Raw genomic sequence first — 24,973 nt, forward strand, 5'->3', positions numbered from 1 at the left:
TTACTTGGTGCTCCTGACATGGACGCCGTCGAGAAAGACGATCTCGACCTCGATGCCGGTCGGCATCTCGACGACGGGTTGGTATTGTTCGGCGCGTTCGATGAGGTAGCGGCTGACCGTGTCGGCGGCGTCGCCCGCGCCCTGGCCGAAACCGCCGGCAAGAATGTCGGTCGGCGAGAGCGCTTCGCGCTGGCCATTGGCGCCGACCTGTCCGGTGAAGATGCCGTTGGCGTTGGCGGAGAAGCCGCGCCCGAAGCCGCCGACGATCCCGGCGAGCAGCGCCTGCCCGACGAGACTGCCTTCGCGGCTGACCACGCGGCCGCGCACCCCCGACTTCCCGGCGAAGGCGATGAAGCCTTTGACCTCGCTCACCGCGTAGCGGCCGCCGGGCTGCGCGCAGGTCATCCGCGCGAGCTTGACGTAGACCTTCTCGGCCGAGAGATCGCCGCGCGCCGCGCCGTTGACGAGGCACCCAGTAAGGTCGGTGGTAAGCAGCCGCTTGCCGCTGACCACCGAGCGTGCGGGACCGGTGATCCTCAGCACCACGGGCAGCGGATCGGTCTGGCTGGCGACGCCGGTCGAGGCATCGACCCCGACGATCACCCGCGCCGGGGCATAGGAATTGGGCGGCAGGTAATCGCGGCTCGCCTCGAGCATCAGTGCAGGCGTGCGTTCGACCGCCGGGCGGCTCTTTGCCTCGCCCGCCTCGCCGAAGCTGAGCGTGCTGAGGCCTCCGCTCTGCGAACCGGGCGCGAGCGCGTCGCGCTGTTGCGGCCCCTGTCGCGGCTGCGGCGGCGTGACCCCCGGCCCATAGGTCGGCGGCGGCGCGGCCGGTGCCGGTGGCTCGGCCTGGCGAACCTGCTGCAGCTCGCCGCGCAAGGCGGCGTTCTCGGCCGAGAACGCGTCGATCGCCGTCTGACCGTCGCTGCGCATCTGCGCGTTTTCGGAGCGCAGCGCTTCAAGTTCCTGCTCGATCGCGGGCCGCGGCACTTGCGTTTCCTGGAGATCCTTGATCGCGCGGCCCTGCGCATCGAGCCGATTGCCGTAGGTGGCCACGAACTCGCGCTGCGAGAGGTTGCGGTTGACCAGACCGCCGGTGTCGATGGTTGTCGCGCCCTCGGTCGCGGCGCCGTCTTCGTCCTCGCCGCCGAAGACGATCCACGACCCGCCGATCAGGACCAGCGCGCCCAGCCCTGCGAGCAGCAGCTTCTGCCGCCTGGCGATCTGCGTGTTGAGGGTCCGTCGGCCTTCGGCATGACCGTTGTCGTGCGGCGCGCGTTCGGGCGCGGCCTCGGATGCGTTGGCCATCACTCGACCCCTCCGGTGCTGAAGACAAGGAAAGCGCTGGTTGCTTCGCCGGGCGGCAGCGTGTCGCGGCCATAGGCGAAGGCGAGCGCGCCTGCGGGCGCCTCTCGCTCCTCGCCGAGCGCGAGCGGCTCCTTGCCCATGTTGCGAATGAGAAAGCGCTGACCGGTCAGCGTCGCCCCGTCGTACTGCGCGACCTGCTGGACCTCGATGGCGCCGGTGCGGCGCGGCCGCGACAGTTCGGCGCGCGCCGAGAAGCCTGGCAGTACCCCATCGCTCGCCATAGCCTCGATCAGGCGGATGGCGGCTTCGTTCTGGCCGCTTTCCTGCTCCCATTCGGCCGCCTCGCTGCTGACAAGCGCCGGATTGGTGATGAACAGCTGGCCCGCGTCCGCGCCGCCGAGGCGGCAGGCGAACCGGTAGACGTATCCGGCCTTGCTGGTGGCGAAGAAGCTGACCTTGTCCGAGGCGAACTGCGGCGGCACCGAGATGTAGATGTCGCCGCGCACCGGCTCGTGGGTCACCTGGAAGTCGTTGTAGGGAAAGCCGCTCGCGATCTTCGAGACATTGGCGAATCCGTCTTCGACGAGCGCGATGCGGGTCAGCTCGCCACGTGCGAGTTCGCAGTCGATCGTCGCGTTGTCGGCCGCCTCGACGAACTGGTCGGCGTGCGCGGGAACCGCGACCAGCGCGAACGATGCAGCCACGAAGGCCACGCCGATCGCGCGCAGGCCGCTGTCGGGAACCCGGGTCGCACCGATGCAGATACAGGCAAGGCCGGTACCGGCGAGCGCCGCGCTCAACGGGGTTGAAAAGAGGCTCATGTTGGCTGCTCCTCGTCTGTGGTAATTTGCTCGAAGCCGGTGAGGCCGAGCGAAAGCCCGCGCTTCGCCCAGGCAAAGCGGAAGGTCCGCTCCTGGCTCGCGATCACCTGCGCTCCGACGAAGGTCTTGAGCGTGCCGGTGACTGTTGCGGTGAGGCTCTTGGTGTCGACCAGCATCGAGCGGATCACGAAGGCCTGGCTGACGTCCGAGCCGCGCTGCTCGTCGACGATCCTGACGAGCTCCGCCTTGAGGCGACCGTGCGCCGCCGGATCGGCCACTTTCAGGATCTGCTCCATCCAGTAGTCGAGGCTCTCGGGCGAACGGTTCAAGAGCATCAACGCGGTGTCGCGGGTGAGGAGCTCTAGGTAGTGCGTGTCGATCCCGCCGCTCGAGACCGTCAGCGTCTCGGCGGTGACCGGCACGAGAACCACTTGCTCGTCGCGGGTGATCGCGGCTCCGATGCCCAGCACGCTGGTTGCTGCCAGGACGGCGCTCAGCCCTGCGAAGCGGTTGCGCTGGGCGAGATAGCGCTGCGCCTGCGCATGCGCGAATTCGGTTTGCATGTCGGTCCTCCCCTCAGCCTGCCAGCAGGCGGCAATGGGAGGGCGGCGTGGCTTTCAATCCCAGGAAGCTCCCGGGCAGATACCAGTAGGCAGCATGCACCAGTTTCGACCCAGCATTGCCTGCCTTCGCCTTCCGCAGGGCGAACCAGGTCACGACCGATAGGCCCGTGCCGATGATGATGTGCTGCGCAAGAATGCCCCAGGCGAACGGGACGAGAAGTCCCGCAAACTCGTCGATGGTCCAGAAGCCGATGAGCTCCGGATCGTCGAGCCGCCGTGGAACAAGGTATCTGTCGGCCATGATGCCGCCCTCCTGCCGTTAGACCGCTGTCAGATGACCGCGGTCACGACCGAGGTGACGATCGGCACCCCGGTGCCGACGCCGATCCCGACACCCACCGGCACCGCCACCTGCCCGAGCGCAAAGCGCCCCGAGGCGAGCGCGATGAGGCCGCCGGCGAGCGACATGACGGTGATGATCTTGCCGCCCGAACCTTCGAGAAAGTCGGTAAACTTCTGCAGCGCCGGATCGAACGTGGTGTCGGCGCCGGCATAGGCGGCACCGGCGCAGGCGAGCGCTATGATGGTGGGAAGAATGTAGTCGCGGCCCCGGGGGCGGGCGGCGCTGAGCGGCTTGGTGATCATCGGGAGAAACTCCGGGAAGGTTGAACATCGAACCAGCGAGCATGTTCGCTGTATGTTCATTCCTCGCCTCGAAGCCGGGGTGTAGGAAAACGCCGAGTGCATTTCACGCTCGTTCGCCAAGCGAAAAGCGACATGGATGTGGATCCGGGCCGGGTTCCGCGCTGACCGCGCGGCCAAATGCGCCAACTTAGCTCCTTTCTGCGCGAGGCTTGCCGTGAATTGCGATCCGGCTGCCAGAATCCGCGCGAATCGCCATAGGAAGCTGATTCGTTCCTTCCTCTATGTTCCCTTCTTGTTCTTTTCGTTTTCCTACAGCCTTCCTTCGCGGTTAGTCCTCGAGTCGATCACCAACACGCGAAAGGATTCGTCGATGACAAACATGGCGCTCTTTGCCGAACAGCAGGTTCGCGCAGACCTCGCCCGGCTGCTGCTTGCCGCAGTCGAGGCCAGCGGCCGGACGCGCTGCGATATCGCGCGCGATGCGCAGATTCATAAAGATGCCCTGCGCCGTGTCTTAACAGGCGAGCGCTCTGCCAGCCTCGGCGAGGCCTTGCGCATTCTTGCCGCGAGCGGCGTTACCCCTCAGGCCCATATCCTGCTGTTCCTCGTCAGCAGCGGCGATCATGCGATTGCCTGGCTGCAATCGGATCTCGCGCAGTTCTTCGAAGACTTCACCGGCGAGCTGCCGTCAGCACTCGAGCGCGTCCTGGGCAACCAGGTCCACAATGTGAGACCGCGCTGGGCCAAAGGCACGGCGCACCGCGTAGCCCGGCTCCTGTCCGACCATATCGATGAACTCGAGCGCAGGGATGCGCTACTCGGCGATGGGTTCGCTTCCGGCCAGGGAGGTCATCATGGGTGAAGCGATCGATCCTGCAGCGACCGCGCCGCGCAAGGCGCCGCGACTTATCCGTCTCCCTGAAGTCAAGCACCGCGTCGGACTGGGCCGATCGACGATCTATCGCTGGATGGCCGAGGGCAGGTTTCCGAAGCCCGTGCAGCTCGGCGGCTACGCCGTTGCCTGGGTAGAAGAGGATGTTGAGAACTGGATAGAAACGGTAAGGTCCTGATCGGGATCTTCTCGATACCGGTTTTTTGCACCCACAGTCGCTGAAGCAACGGTATCTCCCCCCAGCCATCCTGCCACGGAATTCGAGGGCCACCCTTCTTGGTGGTTGAAAAAACGGACTGTTCTGCGCTAGGAAGCGCCACATCTGATGACTCGCACCTATCGCCATCTTGTCCTGCATCCCTTAAGCGTCCTGCTGCTGCTGGTCGCGATGGTGTTCGCGACCGCAGCAGATGCGGCTACCTGTGGGGCCGAGGTGGCGCCAGGCGATTCGATGGCCGTATCGACAGCATCGTATGCGGAGGTTGGATCCTCGGGTGATGAGGAGCAACAGGATGACAAGGGTGTTCCGACAGATCAGGACGGCATCTGCGGGCATGGCCACTGCCATCACAGCGCGAGCGTCTCTGGAACAGTGCAGATGGGCCAGGGTCCTAGCTCTGCAGCCGCAATAGAACCCGCGAAGATCCTCCCTCTTTCTTCGGACGAGAACGCGCGCCTGAGACGCCCTCCTCGCGCCTGACAAGACCAAACGCGCCGCTCCTGGCGGCGCTTTTCGGATTGTCAGCACAGGAAGAACTCAGAAATGTCAGCCAGAACATGGCGGGGCGCCCTAATCGCGGGGCTGTCCTTCGCCGCATTCGCGATGCCTGCGGAGGCGCAGGAGCGCGAGCTTCTTTCGCTCGAAGAGGCCTTGAGCCGGTCAGGCTTGTCCGAGGGTGCCGCCGAAACGCAATCGAATCCTCGGATCGTCGGACCACGCGCCGACACCGAGGCAGCGCAGGCGCTGGTCGGTCAGGCCCGCTTAAGGCCGAATCCGGAGCTCTCGTTCGAGGTCGAGAATATCGCCGGAAGCGGCGCGTTCTCCGGGCTGAGCGCAACCGAATATACGCTTTCGGTCGGACAGCGGCTAGAGCTTGGCGGTAAGCGCAGCGCTCGCGTCCAGGCTGCCGAAGCCCAGGCGCAACTTGCGAACGTTCGGGCTGATCTGGCGGAAGCCGAGCTCGGCTTTCTTGTGCGCGAGCGCTATGTAGTTGCCGCGGCGGCAGCGTCACGGGTGGAGCTGGCGCTCGACATCGTCGAGAGGAATGTCGAACTTGCCCGAATAGCTGGCGTGCTCGTCGAGGTTGGTCGGGAGCCACCGCTCCGGGGATTGCGCGCCCAGGCGGCACTGGCCGAAGCGCGAGCGGAACTGCAGGCTGCCGAGGCAGCCAGTCTGGCCGCGCGCACCGCGCTTGCAGCGCTCTGGTCGGATGAGGGTGCTCCGCCGGTAGTTCCGAGCGACTTTCCCGACATCGTGCCGCCAAGCACAGTTCTGGTCTCTACGACGGGGCTTCAACTGCAAGCGGCGCGTGCCGAAAGCCAGGCGGCCGAAGCCGAGATCGACCGCGAGCGCAGCTTGCGCGTTCCCGACCCGGTGGTCTCTGCCGGTGTGCGGCGCTTCGAGGAAACCAATGACAATGCGTTTCTCGTCGGCGTCTCCATCCCGCTTCCCTTCGCCAACCGCAACCAGGGCAACATCGCCGCTGCCGAGGCGCGGCTGCGTGCGGCCAATGCCCGCGAGGCGATAGCGCTTGCCGATTTCGAACAGGCGGTGACCCGCGCCCGGGCGCAATACCTCGCTGCCGAAGCGCGCGTCGAAACACTTTCCGCAACGTCACTCCCACAGGCCGAGGAAGCGCTGCGGCTTGTCCGCATCGGCTACCGCAATGGCCGTTTCCCGCTGATCGAGGTCCTGAGCGCCGCAGAAGCGCGCGACGATATCCGCGAGGCCCTGATCGCCGCGCAGGAAGACCAGGGACAAGCTGCCGCCGAGCTCATCAGGCTGGCCGCACAATGAGGAATATCTCCATGAACCGCAGAAAACTGGCGATCATCGCCGGGATTGCCATTCTCGCTGCAGCGCTGCTGCTGTTCCTCTGGCCTGACGACGAAGGCGACACGCACGCCGAGGGCGGCGCGCACGCGGGAGAAGAAGCGAGCGAGTCCGAACTTCCCGAAGGACTGGTCCTCCTTGCCGAAGAGCAAATCCGCGCCGCCGATATCGAGCTCGCCACCCTCCAGACCGGCGCTGCGGTCGAACTCGTTTTTCCGGCCACCGTCGCGGCGAGCCCGTCTGCGAGCGCGCGGATCGATGCACGGGCATCGGGCGTCGTGCGCAGCATCGGCAAGACGCTCGGCGATTATGTCCGCCAGGGGGAAACAGTGGCACGCATCGAAAGCGCCGATGCTGCAGCGCTCGCCTCGCAGCTGAGTGCTGCCCGCGCGCGCGTTACCGAGCTTTCGGCCGCTTACGAGCGCGAGCGCCGCCTGTTCGAGGCCAATGTAACCGCACGGCAGGACCTCGAGGCCGCCCGCGCCAATCTCGATGTTGCCCGTTCCGAACTGAACCGCGCCCAAGCCGCGGTCGCCGCTGCTGGTGTCAGCGGCGATGGTCGTTCGCTCGCCGTAACAAGCCCCCTTTCAGGGCGCGTGACGGCAGCTCCGATCGTGCTCGGCTCCTTCGTCGATGCGGGCGAGGAGCTCTATCGCGTTGTCAATCCCAACGGCATGCAGGTTGAGGTCGCCCTGCCGTCGGAGGATGCCGCACGTATCCAGCCTGGCGACGAAGCGGCGCTAATCGTTGGCGACGGCCGCGAGATCGGCGCGCGCGTGCGGTCGGTGACGCCTTCGCTCGACCCTGAAAGCCGCAGCGCGACTGCGGTGCTTACCCTGGCACGTCCGATCCCCGGCCTTCAGCCGGGCGCCTTCCTTCAAGCGCGGATTCGTCCCTCCGGCGAAATCGACCAGACCCGCATCGCCGTGCCCGAAGACGCAGTGCAGGTGCTCGAAGGACGCGACGTCGTCTTCGTGCGGACGCAGCGCGGGTTCCAGGCACGGGAGGTGCAAACGGGCAGCCGTTCCGCAGGGATGGTGACCATTCTTTCGGGTCTCCAGCCCGGATGGCGCATCGCCACCGACAACGCCTTTCTGCTGAAGGCCGAGCTCGAGAAGGAGGGCGCCGAACATGGCCATTGATCAGACCACCTCACCCGCGGCCGATGACGCGCACGAGGAAAGCCATCGTCACGGCGTGATCGGAATGGTTCTCGACGTTGCCGTGCGTTTTCGCTGGGCGATCATCGTCCTGACTGTATTCGCCGCGATATACGGCGCATTTAACCTGTTGCGGCTGCCGATCGACGCCGTTCCCGACATCACCAATACCCAGGTACAGATCAACACCAGCGCACCCGCGCTCTCGCCTTCGCAGGTGGAGACACAGGTGACTTTTCCGATCGAGACCGGGCTCGCCGGGATCGAGGGATTGGAGATGACCCGGTCTATATCGCGCAACGGCTTCAGCCAGGTAACCGCGATCTTCGAAGAAGGGACCGATCTGTATTTCGCGCGCCAGCAGGTCAACGAACGCCTGGCGCCGATCGGAGCATCGCTTCCCGAGGGCGCTGAGCCCACCATGGGTCCGATCTCCACCGGCCTAGGCGAAGTGCTGATGTACACTATCGAGTACGAGCATCCCGGTGGGCGGGGAGCACGAACCGGCGGACGTACCGGCTGGCAGGCCGATGGCAGCTTCATCACCGAACGCGGCGATCGGCTCCAAAGCGAGGTCGCCAAGGCGGCCTATCTGCGCACCGTGCAGGACTGGGTTGTTGCGCCGCTGATGCGATCGATCGATGGCGTGGCCGGGGTCGATTCGATCGGCGGCTTCGAAAAGCAGTTTCTCGTTCAGCCCGATCCGGCTCGCCTAACCGGTTATGGTCTGTCCTTCGATTCTCTTATCGACGCGCTCGAAGCGGCCAATCTTGCAGCGGGAGCGAATTTCGTCGACCGCGCCGATGAAGCTCTGCTCGTCCGCGTCGACGCCCGTCTTGGCGGCATCTCGGATATCGAGGAGGCGGTCGTCGCCACCCGTGAGGGCGTGCCCATTCGCATCGGCGACGTGGCCACTGTCGAAATCGGGGGCGATCTCCGGACCGGCGCCGCATCGCTGAACGGCGAGGAGGCCGTTGTCGGCACGGTTCTGATGCGCGCTGGTGAAAACAGCAGAACAGTCGCGGCCGGCGCTGCCGAGCGGCTCGAGGAAGTTCGCGCATCGCTTCCGGACGGCGTGGTAGCCGAGATCGTCTACAACCGTTCGGCGCTCGTCGACGCGACTATCGCGACGGTCGAGAAGAACCTTCTCGAAGGCGCTCTTCTCGTCATTGCCGTGCTGTTTCTTCTGCTCGGCAACATCCGCGCAGCCATCATCACAGCCCTCGTCATCCCGATATCGATGCTCATGGCTGCGATCGGCATGAACCGGCTGGGCGTCTCCGGCAATCTGATGAGCCTCGGAGCGCTCGATTTTGGCCTGATCGTGGATGGCGCGGTCATCATCGTCGAGAACAGCGTCGCCCGTCTGGCCACGCGGCAACATCGCGAAGGGCGCCTCCTAACCCTGGGCGAGCGACTGACCGAAACACGGCTTGCCGCGCAGGAGATGATCAAACCGACCGTCTACGGACAGGCGATTATCTTCCTCGTATTTGCGCCGCTCCTCACTTTCACCGGAGTCGAGGGCAAGACGTTCTCGCCCATGGCGATCACGATGATGCTCGCGCTGGCTTCGGCTTTCGTTCTGTCGCTGACATTCGTGCCGGCGATGATTGCGGTGCTGCTCAACAAGAAGCTTACCGAGACGGAGGTAAAGCCGATCCGGATCGCCAAGGAGCGCTACGGGCCGGCGCTGCGAAAGGCCATTGCGCGTCCTTGGCCCGTCATTGGTGCCGGTGTCGGCGTATTCGCCGTGGCGGCATTCATATTCGGCTTCCTCGGCAGCGAGTTCACCCCGCAGCTCGACGAGACCGATCTCGCGGTGCAGTCGCTGCGAATTCCCTCCACGTCGCTCGAGCGCTCTCTGGCCATGCAGCGAAGGGTGGAAGACCGGTTGGAGCAGTTTCCGCAGGTTGAACTGGTGTTCTCCCGGACGGGAACGGCCGAGGTCGCCAGCGATCCGATGCCGCCCAATGCCTCGGATGCCTACGTCATGCTGAAGCCTCGTGAAGAATGGCCTGATCCGGGCCTGTCGAAAGATGCGCTCGTTGCCGAAATGGAAGAAGCGCTCGGCGGTCTGATCGGCAATCTCTATGAGTTCAGCCAGCCGATTGAGCTGCGCTTCAACGAACTGATCGCCGGTGTGCGCGGCGATGTGGCGGTCAAACTCTATGGGGACGACCTCACTGCGTTGACCGAAGCGGCGGGCGATGTCGCGGGCGTCCTGCGCGGCGTCGAGGGCGCGGCAGATGTGAAGGTACAGCAGGTGACGGGCTTTCCGACCCTCGACATCGCCTTCGATCGGCCGACCATCGCACGATATGGGCTGTCCGTAGAAGACGTCGCCCAGTCGGTCGCCATCGCACTCGGCGGGCGGCCTGCCGGTCTGGTCTTCGAAGGCGACCGAAGGTTTGAGGTCATCGTTCGTCTGGAAGCCGCGGCGCGTGACGATTTCGACCAGCTCGGGGCCCTCCCGATCGTTCTCGAAAACGGCGTCACTGTTCCGCTGCGGGCGCTCGCCGATTTCCGCGTGGTCGACGGCCTTGCTGAAGTGCGCCGTGAACAGGGGCGCCGGCTGGTGATCGTCTCGGCCAATGTGCGCGAACGCGATCTCGGCTCCTTCGTGGAAGAGGCCCAGGAAGGGGTCGCTGCACAGGTCGACATGCCGCCTGCCTCGTTCATCGAATGGGGTGGCCAGTACCAGAACCTGCAGGCAGCGCAGGCACGGCTCGCAATCGTCGTGCCTCTCTGCTTTGCGCTCGTCCTGCTCCTGCTGTTCATGGCGCTTGGCGGTTGGGTTCCGGCCCTGGCGGTGTTCAGCGCCATTCCGATGGCTCTGGCGGGCGGCATCTTCGCACTCGCGCTGAGGGGACTGCCGTTCTCGGTCTCGGCGGCGGTGGGTTTCATCGCGCTTTCGGGCGTGGCGGTGCTCAACGGCTTGGTGATGATGACGGCGATCCGGCAGCGCCTCGAGAAAGGCATGGACCTAGAAGAGGCGATCGAGGACGGCGCCCTGGCACGCATGCGCCCCGTGCTGATGACCGCGCTGGTCGCTTCGCTTGGCTTCGTGCCGATGGCGATCGCGACCGGAACCGGCGCCGAAGTGCAGCGTCCGCTGGCTACCGTGGTCATCGGCGGGCTGATCACCGCAACGATCCTCACTTTGTTCGTTCTGCCTGCAATTGCGCGGCTCGTGCTGCATCGTTCCGACGACGAGCGCAGCTGGCGGGAAAAGTGGTGGGAGCGTCTGCGCCGCAATGTCACGCGGGAGGAACGGGACGAATTGCGAGAGGTTACATAAAAGAAAGGGTCCTGAAAGAATCGGACCGAAGAGGCTATTGTGCTGGAGATCGAAGAAGAGAATGGGCTGATCCGGATTAAAGCCGGGGGAACCCTCGAAAGCTCCGACTACGACCGCTTCGTACCCCTGTTCGAGCGCATTGCTGCGATCGAGCAGGGAACGGTGCCGATGGTCATCGAGCTCGCGCCGGATTTCTCGGGCTGGGACCTTGGCGGAATCTGGCGCGACCTCCGCTTCGACGTGATGCACAAGGACCAGTTCGGCCGTATCGCCATCATCGGCACAAGAGACTGGCACGAATGGGCCACCAAACTGTCCGACGTTCTCTTCCCGCCGGCTGAAATGCGCTTTTTCGATCCGGATGCCGGAGGGCGCGCCGAACGCTGGGCGCGGACCGGTGCCGAAGGCGAAAGTAACGCCGAATGAGCGAAACCGACCTCGATCTCGCCTCCGCCGACAAGCGCCGTACTCTGTGGATCGTGCTTTGGCTCAACGTCGCCATTGCAGTCGGCTTCTTCATCACCGGCGCGATAGGGGATTCCAACGCCCTGATTGCGAACGGCCTGGATAATACGTCCGACGCGGTCGTCTACGGGCTGACCTTACTCGCCCTCACTCGCTCGCGAGTGTGGAAGCGCGGGGCGGCGCGCGTTTCCGGTTTCATGCTCCTGATCTTTGCGGTCGGCGTCGTCCTCGATGCCATACGCCGTTTCGTCGAAGGATCGGAGCCTGCTGGCATAATGATGATGGCGATCGCTGCCGTCGCGGCGGTCGTTAACCTTCTCTCGCTCTACCTGCTCAAGAGACTGCAGAACCGGGATGTGAACCTGCGCGCGGCCACTACCTTCAGTTTCAACGATTTCGTGGCCAACGGCGGTATTATCATTGCTGGCATCGTCGTGCTCTTCACCGGTGCCAACTGGCCCGATCTTGTTGTCGGCATCGCTGTTGCCTGCATTGCGCTGTATGGCGGCATTGAGATCCTCCGCGATGCGCACATGGACATTCACGAGGAGAAGGGCACCGAACACCAGGGTTTCGGGAAAAAATGACAGCGGTCTGGGCAGCGGTTCTTCTCGCCGCCGTCTGGACAGCGTACTGGGGCGCGGAGCGGCTGTCTGGGCCGCTCAAGAAGCTTCGCAAGCAATGGGGCTTTTCGGTTGCCGCAGGTGGCTCCTTTCTGGGCATCGCCGCAGCCTCGCCAGAAATTGGCATCAACGTCACGAGCGCGGCGCGCGGCGTCTCCGATATTGGACTGGGCGCCATGCTGGGCTCGAACGTCCTCGCCATCCCGCTGATGGTCGCGACAGCTTATGTCGCAACCCGCAAGTCGGGTCTGAAGGAATCGGGTAACAAGGACCACCAAGAGCACCGGCGAAAGCACTACGTCGCGGTCGACAAAGGTGCCGTCACCGTTCAGGCGCTACCCTATCTGGCGATCCTCGCGGTCTTCGCGCTGCTGACGCTGCCCGCCCCGTGGCGAGGCCTGCAACCGATCGACGGCTGGCTCCTGCTGCTCGCCTATTTGGCGTACCTCGTCCAGGCTCTGGTGCGCGGCCGCAAGCAAGGCGAGAATGTCGACTGGAGCCGCAAGGAACGGTGGATGGCGATCGCAGGCGTCAGCGCGCTTGCGGTCGGTGCCTATTTCACCGTTTTCTCCAGTGAGAAGATCATCAGCGCACTGGGCATCCCCAATGTGGTGGGAGGTCTCTTCATTACCGCCACTGTAGCAGCTTTGCCGGAGGTCTTCGCAACTTGGAGCGTCGCCCGCTCCGGCCAGGTCACCTCGGCCAGCACCAGCGTGATCGGCGATCATGCGGTGACGATGACACTCGCCTTCATACCGCTTACGATCATCGGCACGCCGATAGAGGACTTTCGCCTCTTCTGGGTCAGCCTGGCGTTCGTGGCGCTGATGCCTGTCCTCTACGCGATGTTCATCCACTTTTCGGGCGAGCAGGCGAGGGGGTTTCATCGCTGGACAATTTTCGGCTTTGCAGCCGCCTACGCGGCGTTCGTCGCGGTCATCGTGTTTTGGGTGCAGCCGTTCCAAGGCTCGGGAGGCGGGGCATGAGCAGCGAACATCAGCAAGCCGGTGCCAGCTACGCCGGCCCGTCTCATCGCAGTGGAGCGCCGGGTGATCGGCAGCCTGACTTCGCCGTGGCAGCGGGAGATGGCGCCGCCATGATGTTCGCACTCAATGGTTTTGCCTGTCTGCATCGGGCTGGCTCGGAAAAGATCGTCAAGTGACGATCATCGACACCGTTTTTGCGACACAAAGCCGGTCGCATGCCCTGCTCCTGTCGACGCTCGCCAGCGTCGGCTTGATCGTCGGGGCAGTATGGGCCGAGCGCGCCGCAGCGGAATTGCGCCGATCTGACCTGCTCATGCCTGGCGTCTCGGGCGTTCTCTTTGCGCTCGTTGCCGTCACGATTATGCCATTTGCCGAGCTAACTGTCGGCCGTTGGCTCATCCCCTTCCTGTATCTGGCTGGCGCGGCAGCTTCTGTTATCCTGTGCACGGCAGCTCGGCATCTTGCGCTTCGTCGCGCGAAGACGCCGAACAGAAGCGCTGATCAAAGCGGCCGCCAGTCTGCTTTCGCCGAACGCTCCGTCTTCGCGATCGTCGACCTGCTCGGGTACGGCATGGCTATCGGCGTAGCAGCCGCCGCGTCGGCCACCTTGGGCATAGCTTTGGCGACTGGCCTTGCTGCAGCAAATGTTCTTGTTTCCCGCCAGCTCACCGCCGGATTTCTGTCGGCGAAGATGAGGCGGATGGACCGCGTTGTATCGCAGCTTGCTCTCTTTCTGACGCTCAATGTCTTTTCACTCCTGGCGTTCTGGACAGTGCACAGCTTCGACAGCCGAGGCCTGCCGGGGCTTCTTGCGTTCTTCGGAGGATTTCTCCTTGCTGCGGCGACGAGGACCCTGCTCTCTCACGGGCAAGGGATTGCCGCGGGAAAGCAGGTAGGATCCGCTCTCGTCTTCCTGTGTGGTTTTGTCGCCTTCGCACTGTTCGCCGTTGGACTTGACGATGTTCTGGACGCTGCTGGTATCTCGAACGCGGGCTTCGAGCATCCGGTGGAGCAATCGTCTGCTCAACCGAACATCCTTCAGACGAGGGGATAGGAAAGCAACATGGGTCACTCCCACAATCACGGCGGCCACAGTCATGGCGAAGAGAACCTGAGCGATCGCCAGCTGATTTTCGCCGTGGCGATCAACGTTCTGCTGACGGTGGCGCAGATAATCGGCGGGATCGTGTCCGGTTCACTCGCGCTTATCGCAGATGCCCTGCACAATTTCAGCGATGCGGCTTCGCTCGGCCTCGCGTGGTTTGCGCGCCTGATCGGGCGGCGACCTGCGGACAAGCTTATGACGTTCGGCTATGCCCAAGGGGAAGTCGTCGCCGCGCTCATCAACCTGACCACGCTGTTCATCATCGGCTTTTACCTGCTCGTGGAGGCCATCAACCGCTTCGCCGATCCGCAGCCCATTGAGGGCTGGACCGTCATTGGCGTGGCGGGAATTGCCCTGGTGATCGATCTCGTCACCGCCTTCATCACCCATCGCGGCGCACGCGACAGCATCAACATGAAGGCGGCATTCCTTCACAATGTTTCTGACGCGATGGCCTCCGTCGGAGTGATTGCGGCAGGCGTCCTTATTCTCCTGTACGATTTCTACCTCGCGGACCTAATCATCACAGTGGTCATTGCCGGCTATGTCATCTGGCAGGGTCTGTCGCTGATGCCGAGAACGGTTCGCCTGCTGATGGGAGCGGTGCCCGATGAGGTCGAGTTCGATCAGATCGTTCGGGCGCTGCAGGAGCACGAAGGAGTCGCGGGTGTGCATCATGTGCATGTCTGGAACCTGGGAGAGCACCATCGCGCCCTTGAGGCACATCTCACTCCCTCCACGGCCTCGCTTCAGGCGTTCGAAGAGCTCAAACAACCGTTACGGGATCTGCTGCTGGAACGGTTCGGCATCGCCCATGCAACGCTCGAGGCGTGCCTCGCGAGCGAATGTGACGATCAGCTGATTCCGAAGCATCCTCTTGCGAACGGCCCCGATCACTGATCCATCGCGCAAGCAGCACGCCGAGCCCAGAGGTTGCGCTGCAGTCCCATCGCACCGGCGGGCGGGCACGCGCGTATTCTGCTGGCAGCAATAGGCCTGACGCTCCTGGCTTCACCGTGGCCTCTTCTGAGCCCGTGATCCTGGCGCAGCTTTAGGCCTGCTTCGCCGCGCCTGACGCCAGCATCTTGGCGGCGATCGGCGAGGTGATCATCTGGATAACGGCGAAGAAGGCCGCCGGGACTGCGATTTCAGCTGGCAGGCCGGAGGCTGCCACGAACGCCGCAGCGATGCTGAACTCCTTTTTGCTGACGGTAAAAAGGTAGGTGATTACTTCTTCGCGGTCCGCGGCGAACACTTTTGCGATCGAACCCACCGCATACCCGATGAGATTCAGCAGCAGGGCGGCAAGAGCGATGACCCCGGCGAACCAGCCGTATCCCAGAATCGTATCTGCGTTGGGTCCCACCACAGCAAGCAGCAGCAGCAGGTAGAATATCGAACCGATCGCCGGATAGGCGCTGTCGTGGCGGCTGACGGCGGCCGCAAAGCGCGTGCGCAGGTATACCCCGACCACGGTCGGCACCAGTACGACGAGAATCAGCTCGAGCACGACCGCGCCCACCGGAACCTGGAGCTCGATGCCGGTCAGAAACAGAAAGAGAAACGGTACGATGAACGGCGACAGGGCGGTGTTCACCGCATTCAGCACTGCGGCAAGCGCGACATTGCCCTTCGCCAGCAGGACCAGCAGCGGCGCCGAGACGTCTGTCGGCAACGTGCCGACCAGCGTCTGCCCCGCCGCGAGATGCCCCGAGCCGAAGAACAAACGCCCGATGAGCCAGCCCGCGAGCGACATCGGACCATAGACCAGCCCGAGAGCCCAGAGCTGCCGGTCCGGCTTGCGAAGCACCAGCTTCACCGCATGGGCATCGAAGGTAAGGCTGATAACCAGCATGAGCGCCGCCAGAAGTGGCCCGATGCTGCTTGAGAGGGCAATTCCGACCGACGGAACGAATAGACCAAAAGCGGCTGCCAGAACCGCAAGAAGCAGGAGATTGTTCTCAACAAGGGCGAGCAGCTTCTGCATTCGATTGTCCTGGATAATACGCGGGCGGTGTACCGTCAGACAGCGCGGTGCTGGCCCAATCTGCGCTTCTTCCACGCGAATCCGAGCGCGACCAGCACAGTTTGGGTAGTCTCCGCGCAAGAACCAGAAAGCCGTCAGAGGCCGAAGCTCGCTGAAAGTGATCGAGTTCGGCGGTCTGGTTTGCAGCCGATGTCAACCGAGGCCGGACTATCTCTTCGTGATCACCATCTTTTCCGGGCTCATGTCGGCCATTGTGTATCCGACACCGCCTGTTCCGAGACCGGAATGCCGTCGCCCGGCAAAGGGCATCCAGTCGACCCGGAATGCGGTGTGGTCGTTAACCAGCACGGTGGAACCAGACAGCCGCTCGACGCAACGATCGGCGATCTGTAGCCGTTCGGTAAATACGGCGGCCTGAAAGGAATACGGCAGCTCGTTCGCCTGGGCAATCGCTGCATCGATGCTGTCGTATCCGTAGACGCACACCACGGGCCCGAACACCTCTTCTCGCGAGACCTTGGCGTCGCGGGGCGGATCGACCAGAACGGTGGGATGATAGAGCGTCGGGCCGATGCGCTTCCCGCCCGCGGCCAGTCTGGCACCATTCTCGACGGCGGCAGCGACCCAGGCTTCGACCCGGTCGACCTCGGCAGGGCGGATGAGAGGGCCGCACTGCGTTTCTTCTTCGGTCGGATCTCCCACCTTCAGTGCCTCTGCGCCCGCGGCCAGCTCGGCAGCGAAGTCCGGCAATTCGGCGCGCGGAACGAAAACCCGCTGGACCGAAACGCAGACTTGGCCAGAATGATAAAAGCCCCCTTTCAGGAGCGCCGGGATGACGTTTTCGCGCGGTACATTCTCATCCACGATGACCGGCGCCGCGCCCCCGTGTTCCAGCGCCACGCGCGTGCCGGGTGCGAGCCTGGAACGAAGCATCCAGCCTACTTTTGCTGACCCGATGAAGGAGAAGAACGCTGTTCGCGGATCCGTGACCATTTGCTCGGCGACATCGTTCGTGCAGGGCGCGAAGCGGCACCAGGGTTCGTCGAGACCTGCCTCGTACAGGATTTCTACGAAGCTCTTGCAGGACAAGGGGGTATCCTTGGCCGGCTTCACCAGAACGGGGCACCCGGTCGCGACTGCGGGGCCCACCTGATGAGCGATCAGATTAAGCGGATGGTTGAATGCCGAAATCGCGACCACAGGCCCGATCGGCTCTCGGAAGGTGTATGCTCTGCGACCTGCGCCCGCCTCGTTCAGGTCCATCGGAATCTGGCGCCCGCCGCTCGCGAACAATTCATGCACGCAGAGTTCGACGCTCTGTATGGCGCGGCTGGTTTCTGCACGGGCGTCGACAAGCGGTTTTCCGCCCTCGCGTGCAATCTGCATCGCAAGCATCTCGGCACGCTCGCGCATGAGCGCGCCAGCGCGCTGCAAAATGGCAATCCGCTCATGAACCGGAATCCACGCCTGCCGGTCTTCGTGCAACGCGCGCGCTTCGTCGAGCCAGCGGTCGACCTGCGGCCACTCGACCAGGTCCACGCTGCCGATGCACTCCTGGTCGTAAGGGTTGAGGACCTGCCAGGTCATTGGGGGCATTCCATCGCGCTCAGTTCATCGATCAAAACTTTGCGGTTCTCGGAGTAATCTACCGGCAGGTCTACGAGATGAACGCCGCCGCTCTCGAACGCACCGTTCAAGGTAGGAATCAGTGCTTGGCTGCTGTCGATCCGGTGGCCCGTCGCGCCGTAGCTTTTCGCGTAAGTGACAAAATCCGGATTGGCGAAGCTCAGGCCGTATTCGGGAAACCCAAGTTGCTCCTGCTTCCACCGGATCATCCCGTAGGCGGCATCATTCAGAATGAGCACAACCAGGTTGAGGCCAAGCCGGACCGCGGTTTCTACTTCCTGCGAATTCATCATGAACCCGCCATCGCCGCAAACAGCCAGCACGCGGCGCTCTGGCCAGAGCATCGCCGCCATCATGGCCGATGACAGCCCGGCTCCCATCGTTGCCAGTGCGTTGTCGAGCAGAATGGTGTTGGGCTCATGCGCGATGTAATTGCGGGCGAACCAGATCTTGTAGATGCCATTGTCGAGAGCGACGATGTCGTCCCGTCCCATGACCCGGCGCACATCGGCAACTACGCGCTGTGGTACGATCGGGAACCGTGTATCGTCACTGCCGCGGCGGATATGCGCGGCGATTTCTTCGTGCACACCGGCATAAGCTGTCAGGTCGCACGGCTGCTTGCCGCGAAGCCGCTCTCCCAGACGCTCCACCGAACCGGCAATATCGCCGATGACCTCCAGCTGCGGAAAATAGACCTGGTCGACCTCGGCGGCCTTGTAATTGATGTGAATGACGGTTTGCCCGCCGGGCTCCATGAAGAAGGGTGGCTTTTCGACAACGTCATGGCCAATGTTGACGATCAGATCGGCGCGCTCGATGGCGCAATGAACATAGTCGTCCGAGGACAGCGCCGCGGTGCCGAGATATAGCGGACTCGCTTCGTCTAGCACCCCTTTGCCCATCTGGGTGTCGAAGAACGGGAACTGGGTGTCGGCGACGAACTTGCGGAGTGCTTTGCAGGCGCTGCGCCGGTTGGCTCCGGCCCCTACCAGAAGGAGCGGCCGTTCGGCGGCCATTATACGCTCGGCCGCTTCATCTATCGCGGCATCGCCCGCCACGGCATAGTGTCGCGGGTGAGGCGCAACGACCGCTTCGGAGGTCTCTTCCTTCGCAATATCCTCGGGCAACTCCAGGAGGACCGCACCGGGCCGCTCCTCCTGAGCTCTTCTGAAGCCCTCCCGCACCAGCGAAGGGATGCGCTCGCCATTCACGATCTGCTTCGCCATCTTGCATAGAGGGGTGAAGAGCGCGACGACATCGACGATCTGAAACTGGGCCTGTTTCGAGACCTTGATAGGCTTCTGCCCCGTAATGATAACGAGGGGGAAAGCGCCCAGCGCAGCGTAGGCGGCCGGGGTTGTAAGGTTGGTCGCCCCCGGCCCCAGCGTCGCCAGGCAGACGCCGGCTTTTCCGGTGAGTCGCCCATACGTCGCTGCCATGAATCCCGCCCCTTGCTCGTGCCGGGTGACGATCAAGCGGATTGAAGATGTGCGCAGCGACTCGACCAGATCGAGGTTCTCTTCGCCGGGAACGGCAAAGATATATTCGACTCCTTCGGCTTCCAGGGCGGCGACGAGGAGATCAGAGGCTTTCATCAGCGAAGTCTTTCTTGGATTTTCTATCTATATGCCTGCTGCAATCGCCCTCCAGGATTTGAATTGGTTGGGCGACGGCTACGACCACCGAGCAAATCTAACAGACTCATTCACCAATTGCAGGAGAGGCCGCCACGAGTCGTCCGAGTAGATAGTAACGGTGTCGTCGGATCACCGTTCCGCCAACGTCCTCGGATCGCTGTTATGGCTGACGAGGCGCAGCAACCGGCCTGGTTTCGCCGATGCGGGGCGGATCGCCGACATCTACAGGTCTTCCCTAAGCGCGGACTTCGCCAAGCTCCCTCGACCGAAAGTTTCGCAACCCTCGCGGCGTGGAATTCCTCAGCCAAAACTAGCCCGCGCACGCGGGGGTGCCGTCAGTCATGCGGCCAGCTCCCGGCGCGCCTGTGTGAAGACTTCGCTGCTGCCCCAGATGGCAAGGCCGGCCATGATGCCAGCGACAAGCAAGTCGGGCCACGCCTGCCCGGTGCCGAACACGCCAAGTGCAGCCGCGACGACGGCGAGGTTGCCGATCGCATCATTGCGCGAGCAGATCCACACCGAGCGCATGTTCGCATCCCCCTCGCGATAGCGGAACAGCAGCAGCGCAACGATGACGTTGACGATTAAAGCCAGCGTCCCGATGGCTCCCATCGTCTTCGGGTCGGGGTTCGAACCGATGGCGAGGCCATAGATCGCGTAGCCGATCACCCAAAGGCCGAAGGCCAGCATTGTGGCGGCCTTGAACAGGGCAGCCTTTGCTCGCCAGGCCAGAGCCATACCCGCCACACCGAGACTGATCGCATAGTTCGCCGCATCGCCGAAGAAATCGAGCGCATCGGCCTGGAGCGCGCGGGAGTCGGCCGTGATACCGGCGACGATCTCCACCACGAACATTCCGGCGTTCGCGATCAGGGCGATCCACAGGATCAGCCGCCAGCGCGGATTGTTGTGCGCGCTTGGGTCAGTATCTGGCGTCTGGCAGCAGGACTTGTCCAAGCCGCTCTCCTTGCAACGTTCGAGTCGCAGGGACATATGCACCTTGTAGCAACTACAAGGTCAAGCGATGCGTATCGGCGAACTGGCGCGAGCCACTGGCACCAAGGCGGAGACGATCCGCTATTATGAGCGCGAGGGTATCCTGCCCACGGCAGACCGGACCGACAGCAATTATCGCGACTATTCGCAGAACCATTTGGCGGCGCTGACATTCGTGCGACGTGCGCGCGAACTCGGCTTCAGCATGGCGCAGGTGCGCGAATTGCTCGCCCTGTCCGACCATGACGACAAGCCTTGCGAGAATGTCGACCAGCTTGTCCAGCAACAGCTGAGCGAGGTCGACAGCAAGATTGCCGACCTGACCGCGCTGCGTGAGGAACTAGGCCAGATGCTACAATCTTGTGAGGCGGACCGTATTGGCGATTGCCGAATTGTAGAGAGCCTGGGTGCTTTGCGCGCAAGGCCATAGCCAGCGCCGAAGCTCGCTTCTCGAAAACCTGCAAAGGCATGGATGCATGGTATAGAGAGATCAACTGGCGGCCGATATGTCGACTTCGGACAGGAAAGCGCCAGCAATCTAGGTGGCTGGAGAATAGTGCCTGACTGCGAAATCGCCAAGCGAAGCGGATCGTTCGATGCTCAATGTGATGGGGCGTCCGCGATGGCACCGATGACCTGGCAATCGGCCATGCGGCCGCCGTCGCAGTTGGCGGCCACTCTCTCCAGCTCACGCCGCATCAGCATCAGACGAGACATCCTCGCTTCTACAGCGAGAAGATGACGGCGTGCGATCGCAGCCGCCGCTCCGCAATCGAGGTCCGGGTGCTCCGAGAGAGCAATCAGTGACTTCAGCTCCTCCGTTGAAAAACCAAGGTCACGCCCGTTCCGTATGAACTTCAGGCGCTTTACATCCGCTTCGCTATAGGTGCGGCGGCCGGAATCGGTGCGCGCCGCCTTCGGCATCAAGGCGATATCCTCGTAAAAGCGGATGGTGTTGACCTTGACGCCAGTGCGCCTCGCCAGCTCGCCGATCATCAGCATCGCCATAAGTCTTGATCCTCCAGTGACTGGAGGATGTATCCTGTGCCTTCTTGAGTCAATCGTCAGGAAGGCCGAATGGACCCCACGAACTTCACGCCGGCACTGGGCCGGCCAAAACTGACCGGCGCATACGATCTCGCCATTAGGCTGCTCACGCGCGAAATGACATGGCGCTCAGCCCTGCTCGACCAGCTCGCCCCCTCCGGGGACGATGTGATCCTGGACGTCGGCTGCGGCACCGGGACGTTCGCTTTGCTTATCAAGGAGGCGGTGCCGAACGCGCGAGTTGTCGGACTAGATCCGGATCCCGCGGTGCTGGAGATCGCCGCCGGCAAGGCATCTGCAGCGGGCATCGAGATCGACTGGCGGCAGGCGTTCGCGCATGAAGCGGATCGATATGGCGACCCCTTCACAAAGATCGTCTCGAGCCTTGTCTTCCATCAAGTGCCAATGGAGGAAAAGAGGCGCGGGATCGCAGCCATGGTCGGTGCGGTAAGATCCGGCGGCGAAGTCCATATCGCCGACTATGCGCGACAGCGCTCCAGACTCATGCGCGCATTGTTCGGCTTGGTGCAGCGCTTGGACGGGTTTGAGAACACAGAACCGAACGCTCGCGGAGCAATGGAAGCGATCCTCGCTGATCTCGAGCCTGACAGCGGCCGCCCGCGCCGGGTCGTCCGCACGCCGACGGGGGAGATCAGCCTGTTTCGCCTCAAAGTAGCACCGGCGTTGCAAAAGAGGCTTGCTCCTCCAGTGACTGGAGGTTCTAGAGAGGCGTCATGACAGAATCGAAAGGAGAAACCGGCTGCGGCTGCCACGGGGATACAAATAGAGCTGCCGTCGATCCCGCCTATCGCCGCGCGCTCTGGATTGTCGTCATCCTCAATGCCGGGTTCGGGATCATTGAACTGTTTGGCGGCTTCCTTGCGAATAGCCAGGCACTGAAGGCGGATTCGCTCGATTTCCTGGGCGACGGGTCGATCACCTTTATCGGGCTGCTCGCGCTGGCCTGGGCCGCGTCCACTCGCGCGAAGGTTGCACTCACCCAAGGCTTATTCCTCGCGTTGCTCGGTGTATGGGTGCTCGGGATGGCCGCATGGCGCGCGATGAACGCCGTCGCGCCCGAAGCGGAGCTGATGGGCGGCATCGGGATCGCGGCTCTGGCTGTTAACGTCACGGCTGCTCTCGTCCTGGCCCGCTTCCGGGATAGCGGCGATGCCCAAGCACGAGCAATTTGGCTGTTCTCGCGCAACGATGCGATCAACAATGTCGCGGTCGTCATAGCCGCCGGCCTGGTCTACTGGCTGCAGAGCGCTTGGCCGGATCTAATCGTCGCAGCCATCATCGCCGTCGTCTTCCTTCACTCGGCCTGGGAGATCATCCGTGGCGCCAGGCGGGAGCTTGCGGAGGAACGATGAGGCTCAGAAGACCCTTCGCGCCGGAGCCTGAACCTGCAGCTCGTCTGCGCTGCAACACGTGCGACGATCATGTCTTTTCGTACCAACAGCCATGCGAGATTGACAGTTAGAAGCCGTCGATAGCGACCGCGCTGGGACTTTGGCGAACAGCTCGCATGCCGAGCTGCGCCGGCTGGACCGCAGCTGCGTGACCTTGGCTCTGGCCGACCCTTTGCAATTGATTATCAGTCGCATCGAATATAAGAGCTTTCCATGCCCGATCGCAGTTTGCCTTCCTGGGGCCGCAATGGCCGAGTGCTTGTCCTCATCGTTGTTCTCCTCCTAAGCGTTGTGGCTTCTGGCGCAGCGCGCGCTGGCGCACCCGGAGTCGCGACTACCTGGCGAATGCTTGACTATGTGGCTGTCGACTACGGCGCAGCGGTTACCGACGGTAAGGTGTCCAACCAGTTCGAATACGACGAGATGATCGAGTTCTCTGCGTCGGTCGCCGAGCGGATCGGCAGCCTTCCGGCCAGTCGGAACAAGAGCGTTCTCCAGGAACGCGCCAGAGAATTGAGGGAAGCCATTGCGGCCAAGCGGCCGGCCGGCGAAGTCGCACAACTGGCGCGCAGTCTTGCCGCCGCCCTGCTCGCGGAGCACCCGGTCCCGCTCGCCCCCAGCGAGGCGCCTGATCTGACGCGTGCAACAACTTTGTTCGCCCAGAACTGCGCCGCGTGCCACGGATCGGCTGGCGAGTCTCCGCCGTCGCAGCTGATGGACATCGATCCCCCGCCGATCGACTTCACCGATCAGGAGCGCGCGCAGGAGCGCAGCGCGTTCGGGCTCTACCAAGTCATCACCCAGGGTCTTGAAGGCACGACCATGCCGAGCTTTGCTTCCCTCCAGGATCAGGATCGATGGGCGCTGGCTCTCTACGCTGGCGGCATAGCCTTCACGCACGAAGCAGAAGGCCAGCGCATCTGGGAGGAGAACGCCGAGATCCGCCGTCTCGTACCTGATCTCGAAGCGCTGGTCGCCCTGACACCAGCGGCGTTGGCGCAGCAGATCGGGGAGGACCGGGCATTTGCCGTCATGGCTTACTTGCGAGCCAATCCGCAGATCGTAGCAACCGCCGAAGGCTCGGGATCACTGGATTTTGTTCGCCAGAAACTGCGCGAAAGCCTTGCCGCGTACGAGCGTGGGGACCGCGCGCAAGCCAACGAATTTGCCCTTTCCGCCTATCTCGATGGGTTCGAACCGCTTGAGGCGGTTCTGTCCACTCGGGACGGAGATCTGATGCTGCAGGTTGAGCAAGCGCTTAGCGGCTTTCGCGCGAGCATCAACTCGGGTGTTCGGCCAGGGGAGTTGCGCAGCCAGCTCAGGGAGATATATCCGCTTTTGGACCGCGCGGAGACCGCTTCGTCGCCCGAAGCGGCGACAGACATTTCAACCTTCCTCGGCGCCTTCACGATCCTGCTGCGCGAGGGGCTCGAGGCGCTGCTGGTGGTGATAGCGATGATCGCGTTTGTCCGGAAGTCGGAGCGAACCGAGGTCATGCCCTACGTCCACGGCGGGTGGATTTCTGCCCTGCTCGCCGGTGTGGCGACTTGGGCTGCTGCGACCTATTTCGTGACCATAAGCGGCGCCAGCCGTGAGCTTACCGAAGGGTTCGGCGCGCTACTGGCGGCCGTGGTGCTCGTCTCGGTCGGCATCTGGATGCACGGGAAAAGCCAGGCCGACGAGTGGCGGCGGTACATTCAGGAAAAGATGGGTAAGGCTCTTTCGCGCCGGTCTGCCTGGTTCCTGTTCGGGCTCGCCTTCGTGGTGGTCTACCGCGAGGTATTCGAGACGATCCTGTTCTACGCGGCCTTGTGGAATCCTCAGAACAGCGGGACCATTCTTGCCGGTGCGCTGTCAGCACTCGTCGTCCTCGCGGTCCTCGCCTGGATCATGCTCCGCTACAGCCGGAAACTCCCAATTACACAGTTCTTCAGGTACAGTGCGTGGCTGGTCGCAGTCCTCGCCGTAGTACTCGCCGGCAAGGGAATTGGCGCGCTTCAAGAAGCGGGGATGCTGGGCGTAACCCTCCTCGAAGGTCTCCCACGGGTCGATTTGATTGGGTTCTATCCAGCCGTCGAGCCGATTGCTGCGCAGGTGATCACCGCAGGAATCCTGTTTTTCGGGTTTCGGAGCAGCGGAGGCCAGCGAAGAGCTGCCGCGATGCAAGCCTAGTCAAGAAGATGAATGGCGGCGCTCGGTACATCGGTGCGAGCTTGCCCGGTGCTAATCTGCGCGCGCAGGCTTGTCGCCCGAACGATTACTTTGGATCGGCGCCGTGTCGCGATGTGTTTCCTCTGATGCGGCGTGCAGCAGCCATGGGTGGCGCGTTGCAAAAAACGACAA

General features: G+C 63.2%; 26 protein-coding genes. 16 read left to right on the forward strand and 10 right to left on the reverse strand.

Annotation, left to right across the window (positions count from 1 at the left end):
- Genes ACQ450_RS01010 through ACQ450_RS01030 form a run of 5 tightly spaced genes read right to left on the reverse strand, consistent with a single transcriptional unit; the run spans position 1 to position 3,337 of the window.
- Complete coding sequence (locus ACQ450_RS01010) at positions 1-1,308, reverse strand: TraB/VirB10 family protein (protein WP_431470150.1); 1,308 nt, start codon at positions 1,306-1,308, stop codon at positions 1-3.
- On the reverse strand, positions 1,308-2,129 hold the full coding sequence (locus ACQ450_RS01015; protein WP_431470151.1) for a type-F conjugative transfer system secretin TraK: 822 nt from the start codon (positions 2,127-2,129) through the stop codon (positions 1,308-1,310). Before ACQ450_RS01015 ends, ACQ450_RS01010 begins: the two co-directional genes overlap by 1 nt.
- Complete coding sequence (locus tag ACQ450_RS01020; protein ID WP_431470152.1) at positions 2,126-2,692, reverse strand: type IV conjugative transfer system protein TraE; 567 nt, start codon at positions 2,690-2,692, stop codon at positions 2,126-2,128. The genes ACQ450_RS01015 and ACQ450_RS01020 overlap by 4 nt, the downstream gene beginning before the upstream one ends.
- A 13-nt stretch (positions 2,693-2,705) precedes the next feature.
- Positions 2,706-2,993 (reverse strand): type IV conjugative transfer system protein TraL, encoded by a 288-nt coding sequence (gene traL / locus ACQ450_RS01025; RefSeq protein ID WP_057883310.1) that lies wholly within the window; start codon positions 2,991-2,993, stop codon positions 2,706-2,708.
- 29 nt (positions 2,994-3,022) lie between these two features.
- Entirely contained in the window at positions 3,023-3,337 is a 315-nt protein-coding gene (locus tag ACQ450_RS01030) for a hypothetical protein (protein WP_160611802.1), read from the reverse strand.
- Positions 3,338-3,473: 136 nt separating this feature from the next.
- Here ACQ450_RS01030 and ACQ450_RS01035 point away from each other — a divergent pair, with 136 nt between their 5' ends.
- From ACQ450_RS01035 to ACQ450_RS01090, 12 genes are all read left to right on the forward strand, one after another.
- A complete protein-coding gene (locus tag ACQ450_RS01035) occupies positions 3,474-4,199 on the forward strand; it encodes a hypothetical protein (RefSeq protein WP_431470153.1) in 726 nt (241 codons plus the stop codon).
- Positions 4,192-4,407, forward strand: coding sequence for a helix-turn-helix transcriptional regulator (locus tag ACQ450_RS01040; RefSeq protein WP_431470154.1), 216 nt, complete (start codon positions 4,192-4,194; stop codon positions 4,405-4,407). The genes ACQ450_RS01035 and ACQ450_RS01040 overlap by 8 nt, the downstream gene beginning before the upstream one ends.
- 147 nt (positions 4,408-4,554) lie before the next feature.
- Positions 4,555-4,929, forward strand: a complete 375-nt coding sequence (locus ACQ450_RS01045; RefSeq protein WP_160611804.1) for a hypothetical protein — start codon at positions 4,555-4,557, stop codon at positions 4,927-4,929.
- A gap of 63 nt (positions 4,930-4,992) precedes the next feature.
- The gene (locus tag ACQ450_RS01050; RefSeq protein WP_431470155.1) at positions 4,993-6,246 is read left to right on the forward strand and encodes a TolC family protein; all 1,254 of its coding nucleotides are present in this window, start codon (positions 4,993-4,995) and stop codon (positions 6,244-6,246) included.
- A gap of 11 nt (positions 6,247-6,257) precedes the next feature.
- Positions 6,258-7,424, forward strand: coding sequence for an efflux RND transporter periplasmic adaptor subunit (locus ACQ450_RS01055; RefSeq protein WP_160611806.1), 1,167 nt, complete (start codon positions 6,258-6,260; stop codon positions 7,422-7,424).
- Between the two features lie 55 nt (positions 7,425-7,479).
- Positions 7,480-10,743 (forward strand): CusA/CzcA family heavy metal efflux RND transporter, encoded by a 3,264-nt coding sequence (locus tag ACQ450_RS01060; protein ID WP_160612080.1) that lies wholly within the window; start codon positions 7,480-7,482, stop codon positions 10,741-10,743.
- A 39-nt stretch (positions 10,744-10,782) separates the two neighbouring features.
- Entirely contained in the window at positions 10,783-11,169 is a 387-nt protein-coding gene (locus ACQ450_RS01065; protein ID WP_431470156.1) for an STAS/SEC14 domain-containing protein, read from the forward strand.
- On the forward strand, positions 11,166-11,795 hold the full coding sequence (locus ACQ450_RS01070) for a cation diffusion facilitator family transporter (RefSeq protein ID WP_160611808.1): 630 nt from the start codon (positions 11,166-11,168) through the stop codon (positions 11,793-11,795). The genes ACQ450_RS01065 and ACQ450_RS01070 overlap by 4 nt, the downstream gene beginning before the upstream one ends.
- Positions 11,792-12,817, forward strand: coding sequence for a sodium:calcium antiporter (locus ACQ450_RS01075; protein WP_431470157.1), 1,026 nt, complete (start codon positions 11,792-11,794; stop codon positions 12,815-12,817). The genes ACQ450_RS01070 and ACQ450_RS01075 overlap by 4 nt, the downstream gene beginning before the upstream one ends.
- Positions 12,814-12,993, forward strand: a complete 180-nt coding sequence (locus ACQ450_RS01080; RefSeq protein ID WP_160611810.1) for a hypothetical protein — start codon at positions 12,814-12,816, stop codon at positions 12,991-12,993. Before ACQ450_RS01075 ends, ACQ450_RS01080 begins: the two co-directional genes overlap by 4 nt.
- Positions 12,990-13,871, forward strand: coding sequence for a hypothetical protein (locus tag ACQ450_RS01085; protein ID WP_160611811.1), 882 nt, complete (start codon positions 12,990-12,992; stop codon positions 13,869-13,871). Before ACQ450_RS01080 ends, ACQ450_RS01085 begins: the two co-directional genes overlap by 4 nt.
- 9 nt (positions 13,872-13,880) lie before the next feature.
- Complete coding sequence (locus ACQ450_RS01090; RefSeq protein ID WP_160611812.1) at positions 13,881-14,822, forward strand: cation diffusion facilitator family transporter; 942 nt, start codon at positions 13,881-13,883, stop codon at positions 14,820-14,822.
- A 151-nt stretch (positions 14,823-14,973) separates the two neighbouring features.
- On the opposite strand, the gene ACQ450_RS01095 is transcribed toward ACQ450_RS01090, so the two are convergent.
- The 4 genes from ACQ450_RS01095 to ACQ450_RS01110 all read right to left on the reverse strand — a co-directional run bounded on the left by ACQ450_RS01095 (position 14,974) and on the right by ACQ450_RS01110 (position 20,132).
- Complete coding sequence (locus ACQ450_RS01095; protein ID WP_160611813.1) at positions 14,974-15,909, reverse strand: bile acid:sodium symporter family protein; 936 nt, start codon at positions 15,907-15,909, stop codon at positions 14,974-14,976.
- Between the two features lie 207 nt (positions 15,910-16,116).
- Positions 16,117-17,496, reverse strand: coding sequence for an aldehyde dehydrogenase family protein (locus ACQ450_RS01100; protein ID WP_431470158.1), 1,380 nt, complete (start codon positions 17,494-17,496; stop codon positions 16,117-16,119).
- The gene (locus ACQ450_RS01105) at positions 17,493-19,133 is read right to left on the reverse strand and encodes an acetolactate synthase large subunit (RefSeq protein WP_431470159.1); all 1,641 of its coding nucleotides are present in this window, start codon (positions 19,131-19,133) and stop codon (positions 17,493-17,495) included. The genes ACQ450_RS01100 and ACQ450_RS01105 overlap by 4 nt, the downstream gene beginning before the upstream one ends.
- A 381-nt stretch (positions 19,134-19,514) precedes the next feature.
- Positions 19,515-20,132, reverse strand: coding sequence for a cation transporter (locus tag ACQ450_RS01110; RefSeq protein WP_431470160.1), 618 nt, complete (start codon positions 20,130-20,132; stop codon positions 19,515-19,517).
- A 67-nt stretch (positions 20,133-20,199) separates the two neighbouring features.
- Here ACQ450_RS01110 and ACQ450_RS01115 point away from each other — a divergent pair, with 67 nt between their 5' ends.
- Entirely contained in the window at positions 20,200-20,601 is a 402-nt protein-coding gene (locus ACQ450_RS01115) for a MerR family transcriptional regulator (RefSeq protein WP_431470161.1), read from the forward strand.
- 170 nt (positions 20,602-20,771) lie between these two features.
- On the opposite strand, the gene ACQ450_RS01120 is transcribed toward ACQ450_RS01115, so the two are convergent.
- Positions 20,772-21,179 carry a MerR family transcriptional regulator gene (locus ACQ450_RS01120; RefSeq protein WP_223177013.1) on the reverse strand — a complete coding sequence of 136 codons (408 nt, stop codon included), beginning with the start codon at positions 21,177-21,179 and terminating at the stop codon, positions 20,772-20,774.
- 69 nt (positions 21,180-21,248) lie between these two features.
- On the opposite strand from ACQ450_RS01120, the gene ACQ450_RS01125 reads away from it, so the two are divergent.
- The 3 genes from ACQ450_RS01125 to ACQ450_RS01135 all read left to right on the forward strand — a co-directional run bounded on the left by ACQ450_RS01125 (position 21,249) and on the right by ACQ450_RS01135 (position 24,802).
- The gene (locus ACQ450_RS01125) at positions 21,249-21,956 is read left to right on the forward strand and encodes a class I SAM-dependent methyltransferase (protein WP_431470162.1); all 708 of its coding nucleotides are present in this window, start codon (positions 21,249-21,251) and stop codon (positions 21,954-21,956) included.
- Positions 21,953-22,591: a cation transporter gene (locus ACQ450_RS01130; RefSeq protein WP_188053749.1), complete on the forward strand. Its 639-nt coding sequence runs from the start codon at positions 21,953-21,955 to the stop codon at positions 22,589-22,591. The genes ACQ450_RS01125 and ACQ450_RS01130 overlap by 4 nt, the downstream gene beginning before the upstream one ends.
- A 252-nt stretch (positions 22,592-22,843) precedes the next feature.
- On the forward strand, positions 22,844-24,802 hold the full coding sequence (locus ACQ450_RS01135; protein ID WP_431470163.1) for an FTR1 family protein: 1,959 nt from the start codon (positions 22,844-22,846) through the stop codon (positions 24,800-24,802).
- Positions 24,803-24,973 lie beyond the last annotated feature (171 nt).

The sequence above is a fragment of the Sphingosinithalassobacter sp. LHW66-3 genome (genome assembly GCF_050703275.1).
GTDB lineage: Bacteria > Pseudomonadota > Alphaproteobacteria > Sphingomonadales > Sphingomonadaceae > Sphingomonas.